The organism is Actinacidiphila bryophytorum (assembly GCF_016916835.1).
Lineage (GTDB): Bacteria > Actinomycetota > Actinomycetes > Streptomycetales > Streptomycetaceae > Actinacidiphila > Actinacidiphila bryophytorum.
The window spans coordinates 71,853-88,784 of sequence record NZ_JAFFIX010000006.1 but is presented as its reverse complement, the minus strand read 5'-3'; the positions used below and the strand labels follow the sequence as shown (position 1 = coordinate 88,784).

General features: G+C 74.1%; 11 protein-coding genes. 5 read left to right on the top strand and 6 right to left on the bottom strand.

What is annotated here, in order from left to right; translation table 11 throughout:
- Positions 1-76: 76 nt before the first annotated feature.
- From mmpB to JT723_RS11310, 3 genes are read right to left on the bottom strand one after another with little or no spacing between them, the layout of a single operon-like run.
- Positions 77-214 carry a morphogenic membrane protein MmpB gene (mmpB, locus tag JT723_RS36415; protein WP_372441276.1) on the bottom strand — a complete coding sequence of 46 codons (138 nt, stop codon included), beginning with the start codon at positions 212-214 and terminating at the stop codon, positions 77-79.
- A 49-nt stretch (positions 215-263) separates the two neighbouring features.
- Positions 264-482, bottom strand: a complete 219-nt coding sequence (locus tag JT723_RS11315; RefSeq protein WP_205044423.1) for an acyl-CoA carboxylase subunit epsilon — start codon at positions 480-482, stop codon at positions 264-266.
- A gap of 34 nt (positions 483-516) precedes the next feature.
- On the bottom strand, positions 517-2,106 hold the full coding sequence (locus JT723_RS11310) for an acyl-CoA carboxylase subunit beta (protein WP_205044422.1): 1,590 nt from the start codon (positions 2,104-2,106) through the stop codon (positions 517-519).
- Positions 2,107-2,340: 234 nt separating this feature from the next.
- Between JT723_RS11310 and JT723_RS11305 the strand changes: the two genes are divergently transcribed.
- Both JT723_RS11305 and JT723_RS11300 read left to right on the top strand, forming a co-directional pair.
- Positions 2,341-3,222, top strand: a complete 882-nt coding sequence (locus JT723_RS11305; RefSeq protein ID WP_205044421.1) for a biotin--[acetyl-CoA-carboxylase] ligase — start codon at positions 2,341-2,343, stop codon at positions 3,220-3,222.
- A 282-nt stretch (positions 3,223-3,504) separates the two neighbouring features.
- Complete coding sequence (locus tag JT723_RS11300) at positions 3,505-4,716, top strand: adenylate/guanylate cyclase domain-containing protein (protein WP_251512380.1); 1,212 nt, start codon at positions 3,505-3,507, stop codon at positions 4,714-4,716.
- A 547-nt stretch (positions 4,717-5,263) separates the two neighbouring features.
- Here the strand turns inward: JT723_RS11300 and JT723_RS11295 are convergent.
- The 3 genes from JT723_RS11295 to JT723_RS11285 are packed head-to-tail and all read right to left on the bottom strand — an operon-like array spanning position 5,264 to position 12,878.
- Complete coding sequence (locus tag JT723_RS11295; protein WP_205044420.1) at positions 5,264-6,679, bottom strand: condensation domain-containing protein; 1,416 nt, start codon at positions 6,677-6,679, stop codon at positions 5,264-5,266.
- Positions 6,679-6,927, bottom strand: coding sequence for an acyl carrier protein (locus JT723_RS11290; protein WP_251512381.1), 249 nt, complete (start codon positions 6,925-6,927; stop codon positions 6,679-6,681). The genes JT723_RS11295 and JT723_RS11290 overlap by 1 nt, the downstream gene beginning before the upstream one ends.
- The gene (locus JT723_RS11285; protein ID WP_205044419.1) at positions 6,924-12,878 is read right to left on the bottom strand and encodes a non-ribosomal peptide synthetase; all 5,955 of its coding nucleotides are present in this window, start codon (positions 12,876-12,878) and stop codon (positions 6,924-6,926) included. The genes JT723_RS11290 and JT723_RS11285 overlap by 4 nt, the downstream gene beginning before the upstream one ends.
- A 260-nt stretch (positions 12,879-13,138) precedes the next feature.
- On the opposite strand from JT723_RS11285, the gene JT723_RS11280 reads away from it, so the two are divergent.
- The 3 genes from JT723_RS11280 to JT723_RS11270 are packed head-to-tail and all read left to right on the top strand — an operon-like array spanning position 13,139 to position 16,922.
- Complete coding sequence (locus JT723_RS11280) at positions 13,139-14,533, top strand: class I adenylate-forming enzyme family protein (RefSeq protein WP_251512383.1); 1,395 nt, start codon at positions 13,139-13,141, stop codon at positions 14,531-14,533.
- Positions 14,530-15,978 (top strand): condensation domain-containing protein, encoded by a 1,449-nt coding sequence (locus JT723_RS35030; RefSeq protein ID WP_240165456.1) that lies wholly within the window; start codon positions 14,530-14,532, stop codon positions 15,976-15,978. The genes JT723_RS11280 and JT723_RS35030 overlap by 4 nt, the downstream gene beginning before the upstream one ends.
- On the top strand, positions 15,975-16,922 hold the full coding sequence (locus JT723_RS11270) for a thiamine pyrophosphate-dependent dehydrogenase E1 component subunit alpha (RefSeq protein WP_251512385.1): 948 nt from the start codon (positions 15,975-15,977) through the stop codon (positions 16,920-16,922). Before JT723_RS35030 ends, JT723_RS11270 begins: the two co-directional genes overlap by 4 nt.
- The last annotated feature ends 10 nt before the right edge of the window (positions 16,923-16,932 follow it).

Sequence of the window (16,932 nt, the reverse complement as noted above, 5' to 3'; positions counted from 1 at the left end):
CATCGTAGGCAGCGCCGGGCGGGCGGCCGTACGCGGCCGTAGGTACCGGTACGCGGCCGTACGCCGCCGCGGGCGGTCACACCCGCAGGGTGGCGAAGGCCATCAGCAGGCCCGCGACCACCGCGGCGACCAGCATCGCCCGGCGCAGCATCTTCAGCGCGTGCCGCATCTGCTCGGAGTGTTGGTCTTCGCGCTGATCGTCCGGCCACAACATGCCCCCCAGGTTGCTCCGCGGCGGCACCGCCGCGCCTGAGTACGCGTACTCAGCCCCGGCCCCCCGGCCACGCCGACATGCGCCACGCACCCGGCGCGGGGCGGGGCAGCGTACGGGGCATGTTGCGGGCCGGGGCCGACCAGCCGGCGGGCCGGCCGGCGGGGCCGTCCTGCTCGGCCTCGATCGCCGCGGCCCGCGCCTGGACCAGCGCCACGACGGCGGCCAGCTCCTCCGGCGTCGGCCTGCCGCGCTCCACCTTGATGACCACGGGTCGCTCCTTTCTGCGGGTTCCTGCCCTGCGGCTACAGCGGGATGTTGCCGTGCTTCTTCGGCGGCAGGCTCTCCCGCTTGTTGCGCAGCGTCCGCAGCGCCTTGACCAGCTGGGCACGGGTCTGCGAGGGCGCGATCACCGCGTCCACGTAACCGCGCTCCGCGGCGATGTAGGGGTTGAGCAGGGTGTCCTCGTAGTCGGTGACCAGCTGCCTGCGCAGCTCGTCCGCCTCCTGCGGGCTGCCCGCCTCGGCGAGGGTGCGGCGGTGCAGGATGTTGACCGCGCCCTGCGCGCCCATCACCGCGATCTGGCCCGTCGGCCAGGCCAGGTTGAGGTCCGCGCCCAGGTGCTTGGAGCCCATCACGTCGTAGGCGCCGCCGTACGCCTTGCGCGTGATGATCGTGATCAGCGGCACCGTGGCCTCGGCGTACGCGTAGATCAGCTTGGCGCCGCGGCGGATGATGCCGTCCCACTCCTGGCTGGTGCCCGGCAGGAAGCCGGGGACGTCCACGAGTGTGACCACCGGGATGTTGAAGCTGTCGCAGGTGCGCACGAAACGCGCGGCCTTCTCCGAGGCGTTGATGTCCAGGCACCCCGCGAACTGCAGCGGCTGGTTGGCGACCAGGCCCACCGGCCTGCCCTCGATCCGCCCGAAACCGGTGATGATGTTCGGCGCGAACAGGTCCTGCGTCTCCAGGAACTCGGCGTCGTCCACCAGGTGTTCGATCACCTTGTGCATGTCGTACGGCTGGTTCGCCGAGTCCGGGATCAGCGTGTCCAGCTCCAGGTCCTCCGCGGTGACCGCCAGGTCCGCCGCGGCGGCGAAGGAGGGCGCCTCCTCCAGGTTGTTGCTCGGCAGGTACGACAGCAGCGCCTTGACGTACTCGAAGGCGTCCTTCTCGTCGCCGGCCAGGTGATGGGCGTTGCCCGACGTGGAGTTGTGGGTGCGCGCACCGCCCAGCTCCTCCATGCCGACGTCCTCGCCGGTCACCGTCTTGATCACGTCGGGACCGGTGATGAACATGTGCGAGGTCTGGTCCACCATCACCACGAAGTCCGTGATCGCGGGCGAGTAGACCGCGCCGCCCGCGCACGGTCCCATGATCAGGCTGATCTGCGGAATCACCCCGGACGCATGGGTGTTGCGGCGGAAGATCTCGCCGTACATCCCCAGCGAGGTCACACCCTCCTGGATGCGCGCGCCGCCCGAGTCGTTGATGCCGATCACCGGGCAGCCGGTCTTCAGCGCGAAGTCCATCACCTTGACGATCTTCTCGCCGTACACCTCGCCGAGCGCGCCGCCGAAGACCGTGAAGTCCTGCGAGAACACCGCGACCGGGCGCCCCTCGACGGTGCCGTAGCCGGTGATCACCCCGTCGCCGTAAGGGCGGTTGGCCTCCAGGCCGAAGTTCGTCGAGCGGTGCCGCGCCAGTTCGTCCAGCTCCGTGAAGGAGTCGTCGTCCAGCAGCAGTTCGATCCGCTCACGGGCGGTCAGCTTGCCCTTCGCGTGCTGCTTGTCCACCGCCTTGCCCGAGCCCGCATGGTCGGCCTCCTCGATACGGCGGCGCAGGTCCGCGAGCTTGCCCGCGGTCGTGTGGATGTCGTGGTCCGGCTCGGCCATGGGAGGCGGCTCTCCTGCTCTCGGCGGCGGTGACGCGCCCGGCGGCTGCCGGCTGCCACCCGCTGCTGACGGACGCTTCTTAACTCGTGAGTAACGCTGTGTTCCGTAGCGTAGTGGCGACTCTCGGGTACGGGCACTGCGGCGTTCACCACACTCACCAGCCTGCACCCGCCGGGGCGGCGGCGCCTCCGCGGCCCGGCGTGTCACCCGCCGCCGCGCTCGTAGGGTGGACGCATGACGTCCAGCCGCTGGTCCGACCTCGACCGACCGCCGCTCAACGAAGCGGCCCTGCGCCGAGCGGTCGTCACCCCCGACTCGCTGTGGACCGCCCTCGACGTGGTTGAGGCCACCGGCTCCACCAACAGCGACCTCGCCGCCCGGGCCGCCGCGGGCGCCGCCGAGGGCGCGGTGCTCGTCGCCGAGGAGCAGACCGCCGGGCGCGGCCGGCTCGACCGCCGGTGGTCCGCGCCCGCGCGCTCCGGGCTCTTCTTCTCCGTGCTCCTGCGGCCCGGCGACCCCGCACCCGCCCGCGCGGGCGGCGGCGCCCCGAGTGACGCCGTGCCCGTGCACCGCTGGGGCTGGCTGCCGCTGCTCGCCGGCGTCGCCACCGCCACCGCGCTCTCCCGCGCCGCCGGCGTCGACACGGCACTCAAATGGCCCAACGACCTGCTGGTCACCGTCGACGGCGAGGAACGCAAGGCCGGCGGCATCCTCGCCGAGCGCACCGGCCGGACCGGTGTCGTCATCGGCATCGGCGTCAACGTCTCGCTGCGCGCCGCGGAACTCCCCGTCCCCGCCGCCGCCTCCCTCGCCCTCGCCGGCGCCCAGGGCACCGACCGCGACCCCCTGCTGCGGGCCGTCCTGCGCTCCCTCGCCGACTGGTACGACGCCTGGCGCGCGGCCGGCGGCGACCCCGCCGCCTCCCGCCTCCAGCAGACCTACGCGGCCGGCTGCGCCACCCTCGGCCGCCAGGTCCGCGCGGAGCTGCCCGGCGGGCGCGAACTGTCCGGCACCGCGGTCAACGTCGACGGCGACGGACGCCTGGTGATCGCGTCCCCCGACGGAGAACACGCCGTCGGCGCGGGCGACGTCGTCCACCTGCGGCCCGCACGGTGACCCGTACGCGCCGGCCGTCCCCGGCCCGTGCGGTGGCCCGCGCCTTTGCGGCGGCCCGCGGGCTCCCGGCGGATCGCGTCCGCGCGGCGCGCGGCGCGCTCGCGGTGACCCGCGGGCCGGGAGTGGCCGGTGCGCCGTCCGCGGGGCCGGAGGCCGCGGGGGCCGCGAAACCCGGAGCGCACCGGTGAGAGTGAGCTGCGGCACACCTGCCGTATCGTGGACTCGCTGCGTCGTCTCGATGATCGGAAGGGCTGTGCGCAGGAGTTCCTCAGGGGCCGGGCGGTGAGCGTGGACGACCCGGGCGGCCCACCCGTTCCGGACGAACCGTCCGACGCCGAACCGGGCACGGACCCGGGCGGCCGGCCCCGCGACGCCGCTTTCGACGGCGGCAGCGGCGCCGACACCGGCAACGACACCGGCAGCGGTCCGGACACCGACCCGGACGGCGACCCGGACGCTGACGGCGTCACCGAGACCGGTGAGCATCCGCTGGCGCTGCGGCTCGAACAGCTCATCCTCGGCGCACCCCGCCGCTACACCCCCTTCCAGGCGGCCCGCACCGCCGGCGTCTCCATGGACCTCGCCTCCCGCTTCTGGCGGGCCATGGGCTTCGCCGACATCGGACAGGCCAAGGCGCTCACCGAGGCCGACGTCCTCGCACTGCGCCGGCTCGCCGGCCTCGTCGAGGCGGGCCTGCTGTCGGAGTCCATGGCCATCCAGGTGGCACGCTCCACCGGCCAGACCACCGCCAGGCTCGCCGACTGGCAGACCGACTCCTTCCTCGAAGGCCTCACGGAACCGCCCGAGCCCGGCATGACCAGGGCCGAGGTCGCCTACCCGCTGGTCGAACTGCTGCTGCCCGAGCTGGAGGAATTCCTCATCTACGTGTGGCGCCGCCAGGTCGCGGCCGCCACCAGCCGGGTCGTCCAGTCCGACGACGAGGAAGCGGTCGACCGGCGGCTCGCCGTCGGATTCGCCGACCTCGTCGGATTCACCCGGCTCACCCGGCGGCTGGAGGAGGAGGAGCTGGGCGAACTCGTCGAGGCCTTCGAGACCACCGCGGCCGACCAGGTCGCCGCGTACGGGGGGCGGCTGATCAAGACGCTCGGCGACGAGGTGCTCTTCGTCGCCGACGACCCCGGGACGGCGTCGGAGATCGGGATACGGCTCATCGAGACGATGACCGGCGACGAGACCATGCCGGCGCTCCGCGTCGGCATGGCGTTCGGCACGGTCACCACACGGATGGGCGACGTGTTCGGCACGACGGTGAACCTGGCATCCCGGCTCACCTCGATAGCGCCCCGCGACGCCGTCCTCGTCGACGGCGACTTCGCCGAGGCCCTCGGCGAGGCCGGGGACGCGCCGCTGTCGGAGGCGGATGTGGACGCGGGCGACTCCGAGAAGTACCGCTTCGCGCTCCAACCGATGTGGCGCCGCCCCGTCCGCGGCCTCGGCGTCGTGGAACCCTGGCTCCTCACCCGCCGCCCCTAGCCACCCGCTTGCCGCGGTGGCTTCAGGGGGGTACGCCTCCGCCCGTGGGGCGCGCCTCCGCCGACCGCGGCGCTCGTGCGGCCCCCCTTCCGCAGAGGGCGCCCCCCAGGGGTCCCTTTGCGGCGGGGCCGAGCACATAGGGGCGCGGGGAACTGCGCGCTCAGCCCCCCACCGGCGGGTGGTCCGGCTTCGGACCGAAGAGCCCCTTTGGGCCGGTGACGACCCGCGCGCCCGCTGGGGGTTGGTCGCGCCGTTCCCCGCGCCCCTGAAAAACGCGCACCCTCCGTAGAGAGGGCACCCCCCCAGGGGCGCGGGGAACTGCGCGCTCAGCCTCCCCCAGCGCTTCGCCTGGGGGTGCCCCCATCTCGCTTCGCTCGCGGCGGGTGGTCCGGCTTCGGACCGAAGAGCCCCTTTGGGCCGGTGACGACCCGCGCGCCCGGTGGGGGCTGGTCGCGCCGTTCCCCGCGCCCCTGAAAAGCGCTCGCCGGCCTGCGTGAGGGTGCCGCTGGAAAGCGCTCGCCGGCCTGCGTAAGGGCGCCCCGGAGGGCTAAGGCGGGGGGAGGCCGAGGGTGGAGGGGACCTCGTGGAGGGGGAGGTCGTGGTGGGCCGCCTCGCAGAGGAGGGATTCGAGGCCCGAGAGGAGGACGGGGATGCGGTCCGCCGGGAGGCGGGTGGTGTCGGCCAGGAGGGAGACCTGGCAGTCCGGTCCCTGCTGGGCGAGCACGAGACAGAAGCCCATGTCGTTGCGTTCGTACCCGCGGACGAACGTCGGCCCGCGCGACGAGGGCGCGGCAGGCCCGGGAGGGAGCGCCCACGCGTGGGCGAGCCGCGCGTCGTTGAAGTACCCGGTCAGGTCGAGCGGATGGCGCCGCTCGCCGTTCAGCTCGTCGGTGAGCGCGGCGAGCGAGCGGGGGTCGTAGGCCCCCCGCATGTAGCCGCTGGTCGACCGCCGGTAGACCTCGCGTACCGCCTCGTCCAGGCCGACGTCGGCCCGCTCGAAGACCAGCAGCGCGTCCTGCGCCGCCGAGGTGGCGAGCCGCTGCTGCCGGTCGGTGAGGCGGTTGCCCGCGATCAGTTTGAGCGGGACGGTGCGCTGCCCGCGTATCGCGGACAGCGCGGTGGCGGCCAGCGTGAGCAGCACCGCGGAGGTGGAGGTGCGGGTGCGTTCGGCGACGGCGACGGATGCCGCGGCGAGGGCGTTGGAGGTGAGCCACCACTGCTGGATGGGGGGTGCGGCGGGCGGGTCGTCAGCAGGCCGGGGCGCGGTGTCGGGGACCTCGGCCAGCCGTGCCCGCCAGTGCCGCATGGCGCGAGCGTCCTCGCGCCGGCCGCGCTCGGAGCGCTCGTGGGCGGCCTGGTCGAGCGGCTGCCAGATCCCGCCCGGGGGCGCGGGCTCCCCGGCGATGAGCCGGCGCAGCGCACCGCCGACGAGGTCGGCGGCCCACGCGTCGAAGGCGACGTGCGAGCAGACGACGGCGACGGCTCGTACCCGCCGCCCGCGGCACACCAGCCCGAAGCGGACGGGCCATTCGTGGCTGTGCCGGAAGGGCTCGGCGGCGAGTTTTCTGCCGCGGCGCTCGGCGACGGCGGCCACCGCCCCGTCGGACGCGTGCTCGCCGGTCTCGTAGACCTCGACCAGGTGGGTGCCCTCGGCGGCGACGTCCTGCCGGACGTCCCCGGTGCCGGACCGGTCGGCGAAGCGGGTACGCAGCGCCTGGTGGGTCTCGACCAGCTCCCGTATCGCGTCGAGGCATTCGCCGACCTCGACGCCGGGCGCGGGCAGCGCGACGACCTGCCGCAGGGAGAGGGTCGCGAAGGCGGCACCGTAGCGCAGCATGGGGTGCCACATGTGCAGCTGCCCCCAGGTGACCGGCCCGCTGCCGCCTTCCGCACGGAAGGGGACGGCCTGCCACGACAGGCGCGTGTCGGTGTCCGCCGGGGCCCCGGACCCGGTGACGGGCATCAGCGGGCTGCCAGGTGGGCGCTGAGCGCGTCCAGGTCGTCGACCAGGTCCCAGCCGGCGCCGTCGAGTTCGATGTCGACGCCGTATTCGTCCTCGACCGCGTCGATGAGCCGCATCCGGGACAGCGAGGTCAGGCCGAGGTCGGTGAGGGGCAGCCGGGTGCTGAGGGCCTGGGCGGCGGTGATGGCACCGTCGGAGGCCTCGGCGACGAGTTCGGCCAGCCGCTGCTTGGTCGCGAGGTCGGTCACAGGGATCCTTCCGTCAGGAGGCGGTCGGCCTCCGCCTCGGTCAGCTGGTCGATCTCGGCGAGCAGGGCGTCTTCGAGGGCCTGGGCGACCCCCGCCACGGTGCCGTGGTCGAACAGCGTCCTGATCGGCAGGTCGACGTCGGTGGCGGCGCGCAGCCGGGCGACGACCTTCACGGCGAGCAGCGAATGGCCGCCGAGCGCGAAGAAGTCGTCCAGGGCGCCGACTTCCGGCGCCCCGAGGACGTCGGCGAAGACCTCGGCGACCAGGACTTCCGCGTCGGTGCGCGGGGCGAGGGCCGCGGTGGTCCTGGCGGGGGCGGGCAGTGCGGCCCGGTCGAGCTTGCCGCCGGGGGTCAGGGGCAGCGCGTCGAGTTCGACCCACACCGCGGGCACCAGGTGCGGCGGCAGGGCGGCCCGCAACTCCTCGGCGAGCGAGGTGTGTTCGCCGACGGTGTAGCCGACGAGGGTCTCGCCGTGGACGGCGACGGCCCCGCGCCCGCCGAGCCTGGCCTCGATCTCGCCCGGTTCGATGCGGAAGCCGCGGAGTTTGACCTGGTCGTCCAGGCGGCCGAGGAACTCCAGCTGCCCGTCGGGCCGCAGCCGCGCCCGGTCGCCGCTGCGGTAGACCAACGCGCCGTCCACCGGCACGAACCGCTCGGCGGTCAGGTCGGGCCGCCCGAGGTAGCCGTCGGCCAGGCCCGCGCCGCCGATGCACAACTCGCCCGGTGTGCCGGGCGGTACGGGTTCGCCGTGCGGGCCGAGCAGCACGATCCTGGTGCCGCCGATCGGCCGGCCGATCGGCGGCCGGCCGCCCTCGCCGGTCAGGTCCGCCGCGGTCGCGATGATCGTGGCCTCGGTGGGGCCGTAGGTGTTGACCAGCCGCACCCGGTCACCGAAGCGGGCGTGCCAGCGGGCCACCGCGGCCTCGTGGACCTGTTCGCCGCCGAGGATGACCAGCCGCAGCGTGTCGGGCCAGTCGATGCGGTCGATCTCGTCGACGAGGTGGTGCCAGTACGCGGTGGGCAGGTCGAGGACGGTGACGCCGTCGAGGTGGTCGGTCAGGGTGATCGCACCGTCGGGCAGCAGGTCGACGCGGGCTCCCGCGGCCAGCGCCGGGAAGATCTCCTCGGCGTGGGTGTCGAAACTGAGCGAGGCGAACTGCACGATCCGGTCGCCGGGCCGCAGTTCGTACGCCTGGCGCATCCAGGCCACGCGCGCGGCGAGTGCCGTGTGCCCCACCGCGACGCCCTTGGGCACCCCGGTGGAGCCCGAGGTGTAGATCACGTACGCGGCATCGGCCGCCGCGGACGTTGTCTCGTACCGCAGCGGCCCCTCCGGTGTCAGGACGAGGCCGGCGCCGCTGTCCCGCGCCATGAACTCCAGCCGTTGCGGCGGGTATTCGGGGTCGAGCGGCAGGTAGGCGCTGCCCGCGCGCCAGGCGGCGAGCATGGCCGCGACGGCGTCGACGCAGCGGCCCAGCCGGATGCCGACGACCCCGCCCGACGGCATGCCGGCCGCCAACTCCTCCACCCTGGCGTCGAGTTCGGCGTAAGTGACCAGCTGCTCGCCGCAGGACAGCGCGACGGCGCCGGGGCGCTCCCGTACCGCGGCGGCGAACAGGTCGGGCACCGCGGGGGTCTCGCCGAGCGGCGGGCCGTCGAGGACCGCGGTGTCCTCCGGGGTGTGGATCGGGATCGCCGAGAAGGGTGTCGCGGTGTGCCCGGGCAGGGCGCGCAGCAGTGTCCCGAAGCGCTCGGTGAGCCGGGTGACGGTGCCCGCGTCGAAGAGTTCCGCGTCGTAGACCAGGGACAGCAGCAGTTCGGGGCCGTCCTGCCAGGCCTCCAGCATCAGGTCGAACTTCGCCTGCTGGAAGCCGCCGTCGAAGGGGCTGCTGCGCAGCCCGGCGAAGGCGTCCGCGTCGTGGTCGGCGCCCTGGGTGTGCAGGATCGCCATCGTCTGGAAGAGCGGGGTGCGCGACGGGTCGCGCACCACCCGCAGCCCGGCCGCCAGCTCCTCGAAGGGGATGCCCTGGTGGGCGAAGGCTTCCAGCACGTCGGTGCGGGTGCGGTCGAGCAGTTCCGCCACCGTGGGGTTCGCGGACAGGTCGCCGCGCAGCACCAGCACGTCGGTGAGGTAGCCGATCGCTGGCTCCAGCTCCAGCCGGTCGCGGCCCGCGGTGACGGTGCCGACGAGGATGTCGCTGCCGCCGGTGTGCCGGGCCAGCACCGCCTGGTAGGCGGCGAGCAGCACCATGAAGAGCGTGCAGCGGTGCTCGCGGCCCAGCCGGTTCAGGGCCGCCGTCTCCCGCTCGTCCAGCCGCAGCGCGGTGATGCCGCCGCTGCGCTTGGGCAGGGCCGTGCGCGGGCGGTCCACCGGCAGCCCGAGCGGGCCGGGGTCGGCGAGCCGCTGCTGCCAGTAGTCGAGCAGGCCCGTGGTGTCCTGGTCGCGCTGCCATATCGCGATGTCGCCGAACTGTACGGGCAGCGGCGGGAGTTCGCGCCCCGAGTAGAGCGCGGCCAGCTCGTCGTGGAGGATGTTCAGCGACCAGCCGTCGCCGAGGATGTGGTGCATCACCAGGCACACCACGTGGTCGTCCGCGGCGATCTCGATGAGGGAGGCCCGCAGCGGCGGCGCCACCCCGAGGTCCAGCGGGGTGTTCGTCCTGGCCGACACCATGTCGAAGGCGGCGCCCTCGCTGTCGGCCGCCAGCAGCTCCAGCGGCACCTGCCCCGGCGGCTCCACCAGTGCGGCCGGCGCACCGTCCACCTCGGGGAAGCGGGTGCGCAGGATCTCGTGCCGCGCGGTCACCGCGTCGAGCGCGCCGCGCAGCGCCGCCACGTCCAGCGGGCCGCGCAGCCGCTTGGCCAGCCACATGTTGTACGAGGCGTCCCGCGGGTCGAGCCGGGCCAGGAACCACAGCCGCTCCTGGGCGAAGGACAGCGGGGCCTGGGTGCCCGCGGGCCGCGGCACGGGCGAGGTGACCGTACCCGGCACCGCCGCCTCGACCAGTGCGGCCAGTTCCTCGACCACCGGGTGCCGGAAGACCTCGCTCATCGGGACGACCGCACCGGTGCGGGCGCCGAGCCGGGCGGTGAGCATCGCGGCCCGCAGCGAGTGGCCGCCGAGCGCGAAGAAGTCGTCGTCGGCGCGTACGTCCTCGGCGTCCAGCACCTCGGCGAAGACCTCCGCGACGAGCTTCTCGGCGTCGGTGCGCGGCTCCCGGCCGCCGCCGGTGCGCCGTTCGCCGCCCGGGTGGGGGAGCGCCTTGCGGTCGACCTTGCCGTTGGGCGTCAGCGGCAGCGCGTCCAGACGGACGTACTGGGCGGGCACCATGTAGCCGGGCAGCAGCCCGGCCAGGTGGCCGCGCAGCGCGCCGGGGTCCGCGGCGGCCTCGGCGACGTAGAAGGCCACCAGGTTCTCGTCGCGGACGGCGACGGCGGCCTGCCGCACCCCCGGTGCGGTCTCCAGGGCGGCGGCGACCTCGCCGGGCTCGATGCGGTGGCCGCGCAGTTTGACCTGGTCGTCGGAGCGGCCGAAGAACTCCAGCGTGCCGTCGGGGAGCCGGCGTACGACATCTCCGGTGCGGTACAGGCGCGTTCCATCGGCCTCGGTGAAGCGCTCCGCGGTCAGCTCGGGGCGGCCGAGGTAGCCGTCGGCGACACCCGCGCCGCCGATGAGCAGTTCGCCGGGCACGCCGATCGGCGCGGGAGCGCCGTGCGGATCGACCACGTGGACCGTGGTGTTGGCGATCGGCGTGCCCACGGTGATGCGCTGCGGGTACTCGGGCACCTCCCACGCGGTGGACCAGATGGTGGTCTCGGTGGGTCCGTAGACGTTGACCAGCCGGCTGGTCCTGGACCGCAGTTCGAGGGCGAGCTTGAGCGGCAGCGGCTCGCCCCCGGTCAGGCCCGCGACCCGCGGCAGGTCACCGGTCAGCAGCACCCGCCAGCCGGAAGGGGTGGCCTGGACGTGGGTCACGCCCTCGTCCCTGACCAGTGCGGCGAGTGTGTGCCCGTCCCGCGAGGCGTCGGCGCCTGCGACCACCACCCGGCCGCCGGTGACCAGCGGCAGGTACAGCTCCAGTGCGGAGATGTCGAAGGACAGCGAGGTCAGCGCGAGCCAGCGGTCGCCGGGTGTGCTGCCGACCAGGGTGCGCATCGCCAGCAGGAAGTTGGCCAGCGCCCGGTGCGGCACGACGACGCCCTTGGGCCGGCCGGTGGACCCCGAGGTGTAGAGCACGTACGCGGTGTCCCCGGGGCGGGGCAGCGGCGCCGGGACCTGCCCCGGCACCACGTCGAGCACTCCGTCGAGGTCGGCGTCGGTGAGGACCAGCGCGGCCCCGCAGTCCTGCACCACGTAGGCGATACGGGCCGCGGGGTATTCGGGGTCCACGGGTACGTACGCGGCCCCCGACATCGCCACGCCCAGCAGCGCCACGACCATCTCGGCCCGCCGCCCGGACTGCACGGCGACCAGCGCGCCCCGCCCGATGCCGCGGCCTCGCAGGTCGGAGGCCAGCGCGGCGGCGGCGCCGACCAGTTGCCGGTAGCTGAGGACGGTGGTGCCCGCGACGACGGCGACCGCGTCGGGGTCGGCCGCGGCCCGCTCCAGCACCAGGTCGACCAGCGTCACCGGGGGCAGCTCGACGGCGGTGTCGTTCCAGGACTCCAGCAGTGCCCGCTCGCCTGGCGGCAGCAGCTCCAGTGCGCCCACCGCCTGCTGAGGGTCGGCGAGCACCGAGCCGAGCAGGTGCAGGAAGCGCTCGGTGATCCGCCGGGCGGTGCCGGGGTCGAAGAGGTCGGTGCTGTGGATCAGGAAGCAGTCCATGCTGCCGTCGGGCTGCTCGTACAGGTCGAGCGAGAGGTCGCAGCGCGCCGAGTGCCAGCCCAGCGGGAAGGACTCGGCGTCCAGGCCCGGCAGCGGCTCGGTGACCAGGCCGTGCGTGTGCAGGGCGAACATCGCCTGGTAGAGCGGGGTCCTGCTCAGGTCGCGTTCGATGCCGAGGGCGCCCATCAGGTGCTCGAAGGGCACGTCGGGGTGCGCGAGGCCGGCCAGCACATTGCGCCGGGTGGCCCGCAGCAGGTCGGCGAAGGACGGGTCTCCCGTCAGGTCGCAGCGCAGCACCATCGTCGTGGACAGGAAGCCGACGACCCGCTCCAGCTCCGCCCGGCCGCGCCCCGCGGCCGGGGTGCCGACGCAGAAGTCGCGCTGCCCGCTGTGCCGGGCCAGCAGCACCTGGAAGGCGGTCAGCAGCACCATGTACGGCGTGCAGCGCGCCTGCCGGGCCAACTCCCTTATCGCGTCGGCCGTTTCCGACGGCAGCGTGAAGCGCACGTCGTCACCGTCGGTGCTGCGCTCGGCCGGGCGCGGCCGGTCGGTGGGCAGCTCCAGGTCGGGCGCCCCGGCGAGCCGCTCGATCCACCAGCCCGGGTCGGCGGGTTCGCCGGCTGCGGCCACCACGTCCGCGTACTGCAGCGGGACGTCGGGCAGCGGCTGCCCGGCGTAGTGCGCGGCGATCTCGTCCCGCAGCACGTTGAAGGACCAGCCGTCGCCGTTGATGTGGTGGATGACGACGCACAGCACATGGTCGTCCTCGGCCAGCCGCACCAGCGTGACCCGCAGCGGCGGCCCGGCGGCCAGGTCGAAGGGCGTGTTCGCCCGCGCGGCGACGACCCGTTCGGCGTCGGCGACACTGCCCGCCTCCACCAACTCCACCTGCACAGGCCCGGGTTCCTCCACGACCGCGAGCGGCTGCCCGCCGTCGGAGGTGAACCGCGTCCGCAGTGCCCCGTGCCGCGCGACCACAGCGGTGAAGGCCCCCCGCAGCGCGACCACGTCCAGCGCCCCGCGCAGCCGGTAGGCGTACCCGGCGTTGTGCGCGGGGTCCTTCGGGTCGAACTGGTGCAGGAACCACAGTCTTTGCTGCCCGAACGAGAGCGGTCCGGTCTTCACAGGTGTCTCCACGTGCTGTGCTGGCGTGCTCAGGGGGAACGGGGGGAACGGGGGGATCGGGGGAACGGGCCGCGAAAGTCGGGGCGTGCGATTTCGTAAATCGCGCCGACACATTCGAAAGGGTTGACGGCTCTGGGCGACAATGCCAGGGTGAGCCCGCTCAGTCAATGAGCTGTTGTAGGGGGTTTGCTCGCCTTCTGGCGGAGCCGATTCCTTCACTTCGCCGGTGGCAGGCCGGTGCGCATCAGGGGGATCAGTACGTGAGCACGACCCTGTCCGAGCTGCTGCGTGCGCGCGCAGCCGCAGAACCCGACCAGGACGCGCTAAAAGTTGCGGGTTCCGGGACGCTGACTTTCGAAAACTGGTGGCGGCGCTCCGATGCGGTGGCGGCGGGGCTGATGCGCCGCGGTGTCGCGCCGGGGGACCGGGTCGGACTGGTCTTCGGCAGCCCCGACTGGCTCGACTACGCCGTCGCCTTCTTCGGGGTGCTGAAGGCCGGGGCCGTCGCGGTGCCGCTCTCGGACCGGCTGAGCGGCGCGGACACCGACGCGATGCTCGCGCACTGCGGTGCCGCCCTGGTGCTGCGGGCGGGGCAACTGCCCACCGCGGAAGGGCCGGTGCGCACCCCGGAGCCCGGGGACCTGGCGCAGATCCTCTACACCTCGGGAACCACCGGGCGCCCCAAGGGAGTTGCCGCCACGCACGGCAACCTGGCCTATGGGTGGGGCGGGCGGCGCAGGCCCTTCGCGCACTCACGCACCCTCGCGCACGCCTTCCCGATCGGCACCAACGCCGGGCAGTGGATGCTGGCCAACGCGGTCGGCGCGCACCCGGCGGTGCTGACCCTGGGGCACTTCACCCCCGGCCGCTTCGCCCGCATGATCGAGGAGCACCGGGTCGGCACCGTCTTCCTGGTGCCCACCATGGCGATCGAACTGCTGGCCGCGGGTGCGCACCTGAAGTCGGACCTGTCCAGTGTGCTGCTGCTCGGCTCCGCGGCGGCGCCGCTGCCCGGCAAGGTCGCCGCCGACCTGAGCGCGGCCTTCCCGCGGGCGACGATCGCCAACTACTACACCTCCACAGAAGCCGCCCCGGCGCAGACCGTGATGCTCTACGACGCGGCCCGCCCCTCAAGCGTCGGCCGCCCGGCGTCCGGCGGCGCGGTCCGGGTCGCGACCGCCGACGGCGAACCGCTGCCCGCGGGCGCCACCGGCGAGGTGTGGATGCGCTCGCCGACCGCCTCACGCACCTACTACGGCGACGCGGCCGCCTCCGCGGGCGTCTTCCGCGGCGGGTGGGTGCGGATGGGCGACCTGGGCTACCTGGACGGCGACGGCTACCTCTACCTGGTCGACCGGGAGAGCGACGTCGTCAAGTCCGGTGCGCACAAGGTCTCCACGCTGCACGTCGAGGAGGCGGTCTACGAGCACCCGTCGGTGGTCGAGGCCGCGGCCTTCGGGGTGCCGCACCCCGCGCTCGGCACGGCGGTCGCCGTCGCGGTGGTCGGCGGTGTCGACCACACGGACCTGCGGGCCTTCCTCAGGTCCCGGCTGGCACCCCACGAACTGCCGCAGCACCTGATCACGCTCGACGCCCTGCCCCGCAACCACGGCGGCAAGGTGGACAAACGCGCGCTCCGAGAGGTCGTCCGATGAACAGCCAGCTCTCCTCCACCCAGCACGGAATGTGGATCGCCGCGCGGACGGGTGCGGCCACCGCCTACCACATGCCGGTCGTGGTGGCGCTCGACGCGGACCCGGACCGCGGTGCGCTCGCCAAGGCCTGCCGGGCCGTCGTCGAACGGCACCCGCTGCTCGGCTGCGCGGTCCAGGAGGTCGGCGGGGAGCCGCAGTTGGTCCCCGCGGCCGAGCTGCCGGGCCTTGAGGAGGCCGGCTCCGTCGAAGAGGTCGTGACCCGGCCCTTCGACCTGGCGCGCGGCCCGCTGGTGCGGTTCGCGCTGGTCGGCGACGACATGCTGGTGGCCGTCGCCCACCACCTGGTCTTCGACGGCCAGTCCAAGGACCTGCTGGTCGCGGACCTGGCCGCCTACGTCCAGGGCGGCATGCCGGCCGAGCTGGAGCACTCCGGCCACGGCGAGCGGGTGGCGGCGCAGCGCGAGCGGGTGGCGGCGCTGCTGCCGGACGCGGGCGAGTTCTGGGCCGGGCGCTGGCACGAGCCGGACGACACGGCCGTGCCCGGCGGCTGGCTGCGCTCGCGCCGGGCGGCGGACGCCGAGGTGCTGGAATTCCCGCTGGAGCTGCCGCGGTTGGCGGCGGCGACGCACTTCGAGGTGCTGGTCGCCGCGGTGCACGTGGTGCTCGCCTCGTACGGCAACGCCGAGGTCGCCACCGCACTGGACCTGTCGACCCGCACCGAGCGGGAGGCCGGCCACATCGGCCCGTACGTCAACGAACTCCCGCTGTTCTCCAAGCCGTCGGCCGACATGCCCTTCGCGCGCTTCGCGGCACAGATCCGCGGCGAGCTGCGGGAGGTCTACCGCTACCGGGAGGTGCCGCTGGCCCGCGCGGTGCCGGGGCTGCGCCCGCATGCCGCGCTCGCCCCGGTGTCGATCAGCTACCGGCGGCTGCCGGGCACCGAGAGCCCGCTGGGCCGGGTGCGCTGGCTGGAGTTCAACCACAGTGTGCGCGGCGCACTGCAACTCCAGGTCGCGCACGGCCCGTCGGGCGCGCTGGTGAGCCTGCGGCACGACCCGCTGGAGCTGGCGGACGCCGGGCGGTTCGCCGCGGACCTGGCCCGCGTGCTCGCCGCGGTCGCCGCCGACCCGGAGCGGCCGCTGGGCGGGCTTGCGGACTTCGCGCCGGTGGCGGCGGCCGAGCCGCGCGCGGCGCGGGCCGCACCCGACGCGCCGCTCCCGGCGGGCGGCGACCCGCTGGCCGCCCAGGTCACGGAGATATGGGAGCAGGTGCTCGAGCGCTCACCGATCGGCCCGCACGAGGACATCTTCGACCTCGGCGGCCACTCGCTGACCATCACCCAGATCATCGCCAGGATGCAGACCCAACTCGGCGTGGAGATAGGCCTGGACGACTTCTTCGACAACTCCACGATCGCCGGCGTGGTCGCCGTGGTCCGGCGGTGAGCGCCCCGGCCCCGCCGCGGGAGCGCTCCCGCGACGACCTCCCGCACGATGAGGGTGCGCACGCCCCGCTCGGTGAACTCCCCGACGAGGACCTGTCGTCGATGCTGACGATCCGGGCCTTCGAGTCGGCGCTGCTCGACCTCTTCGACCGCGGCATGCTCAACGGCACCACCCACACCTGCCTCGGCCAGGAGTACGTCCCCGTGGCGCTCGAAGGGCTGCTGGCCGCGGGCGACCACGTCTTCAGCAACCACCGCGGGCACGGCCACTACCTGGCCAGGCACCGTGACCCGGAAGGCCTGCTCGCCGAGATCATGGGCCGCAGGGGCGCGGTCTGCGGCGGCGTCGGCGGCAGCCAGCACATCCGCCGCGACCGCTACCTGTCGACGGGGGTGCAGGGCGAGAGCCTGCCGGTGGCGTGCGGTGTCGCGCTGCACCTGAAGCGCACCGAGCCGGGCGCGCTGGCCTGCGTCTACGTCGGCGACGGCACCTTCGGCGAGGGCGCGGTCTACGAGGCGCTGAACATCGCCTCGCTGTGGGACCTGCCGCTGCTGGTGGTCGTCGAGAACAACGGGATCGCCCAGTCCACCCCGCTGGCCGCGAACATGGCGGGCAGCATCGCGGGCCGTGCCGCGGCCTTCGCGGTCGAGCACCGGCTGGTGGACACCGTCGACGTCGCCGCGATCCGCCGCGGGCTGGACGCGGCGGTGCGTGCGGTACGCCAAGGGCGCCCGCTGGTCGTGGAGTTCGCCACCCACCGGCTCGGCCCGCACAGCAAGGGCGACGACACCCGCAGCGCCATGGACATCGCGCAGGCCCGCGCGGCCGACTGGTACCCGCGCTACGCGGCAGCCGACCCCGAGCGCTTCGCGCGCCTGGACGCGGTGGCCCGGGCGCACATCGCGGCCGTTACCGCGGACGTCGTCGCGAGGGAGCTGTCGTGAGGAAGCCCGT

Bases quoted from the DNA above. Each gene is read 5' to 3' on its own strand.
- JT723_RS11310 (WP_205044422.1), bottom strand. From the start codon at position 2,106: ATGGCCGAGCCGGACCACGACATCCACACGACCGCGGGCAAGCTCGCG.
- mmpB (WP_372441276.1), bottom strand. From the start codon at position 214: ATGTTGTGGCCGGACGATCAGCGCGAAGACCAACACTCCGAGCAGATG.
- JT723_RS11305 (WP_205044421.1), top strand. From the start codon at position 2,341: ATGACGTCCAGCCGCTGGTCCGACCTCGACCGACCGCCGCTCAACGAA.
- JT723_RS35030 (WP_240165456.1), top strand. From the start codon at position 14,530: ATGAACAGCCAGCTCTCCTCCACCCAGCACGGAATGTGGATCGCCGCG.
- JT723_RS11295 (WP_205044420.1), bottom strand. From the start codon at position 6,679: ATGCCCGTCACCGGGTCCGGGGCCCCGGCGGACACCGACACGCGCCTG.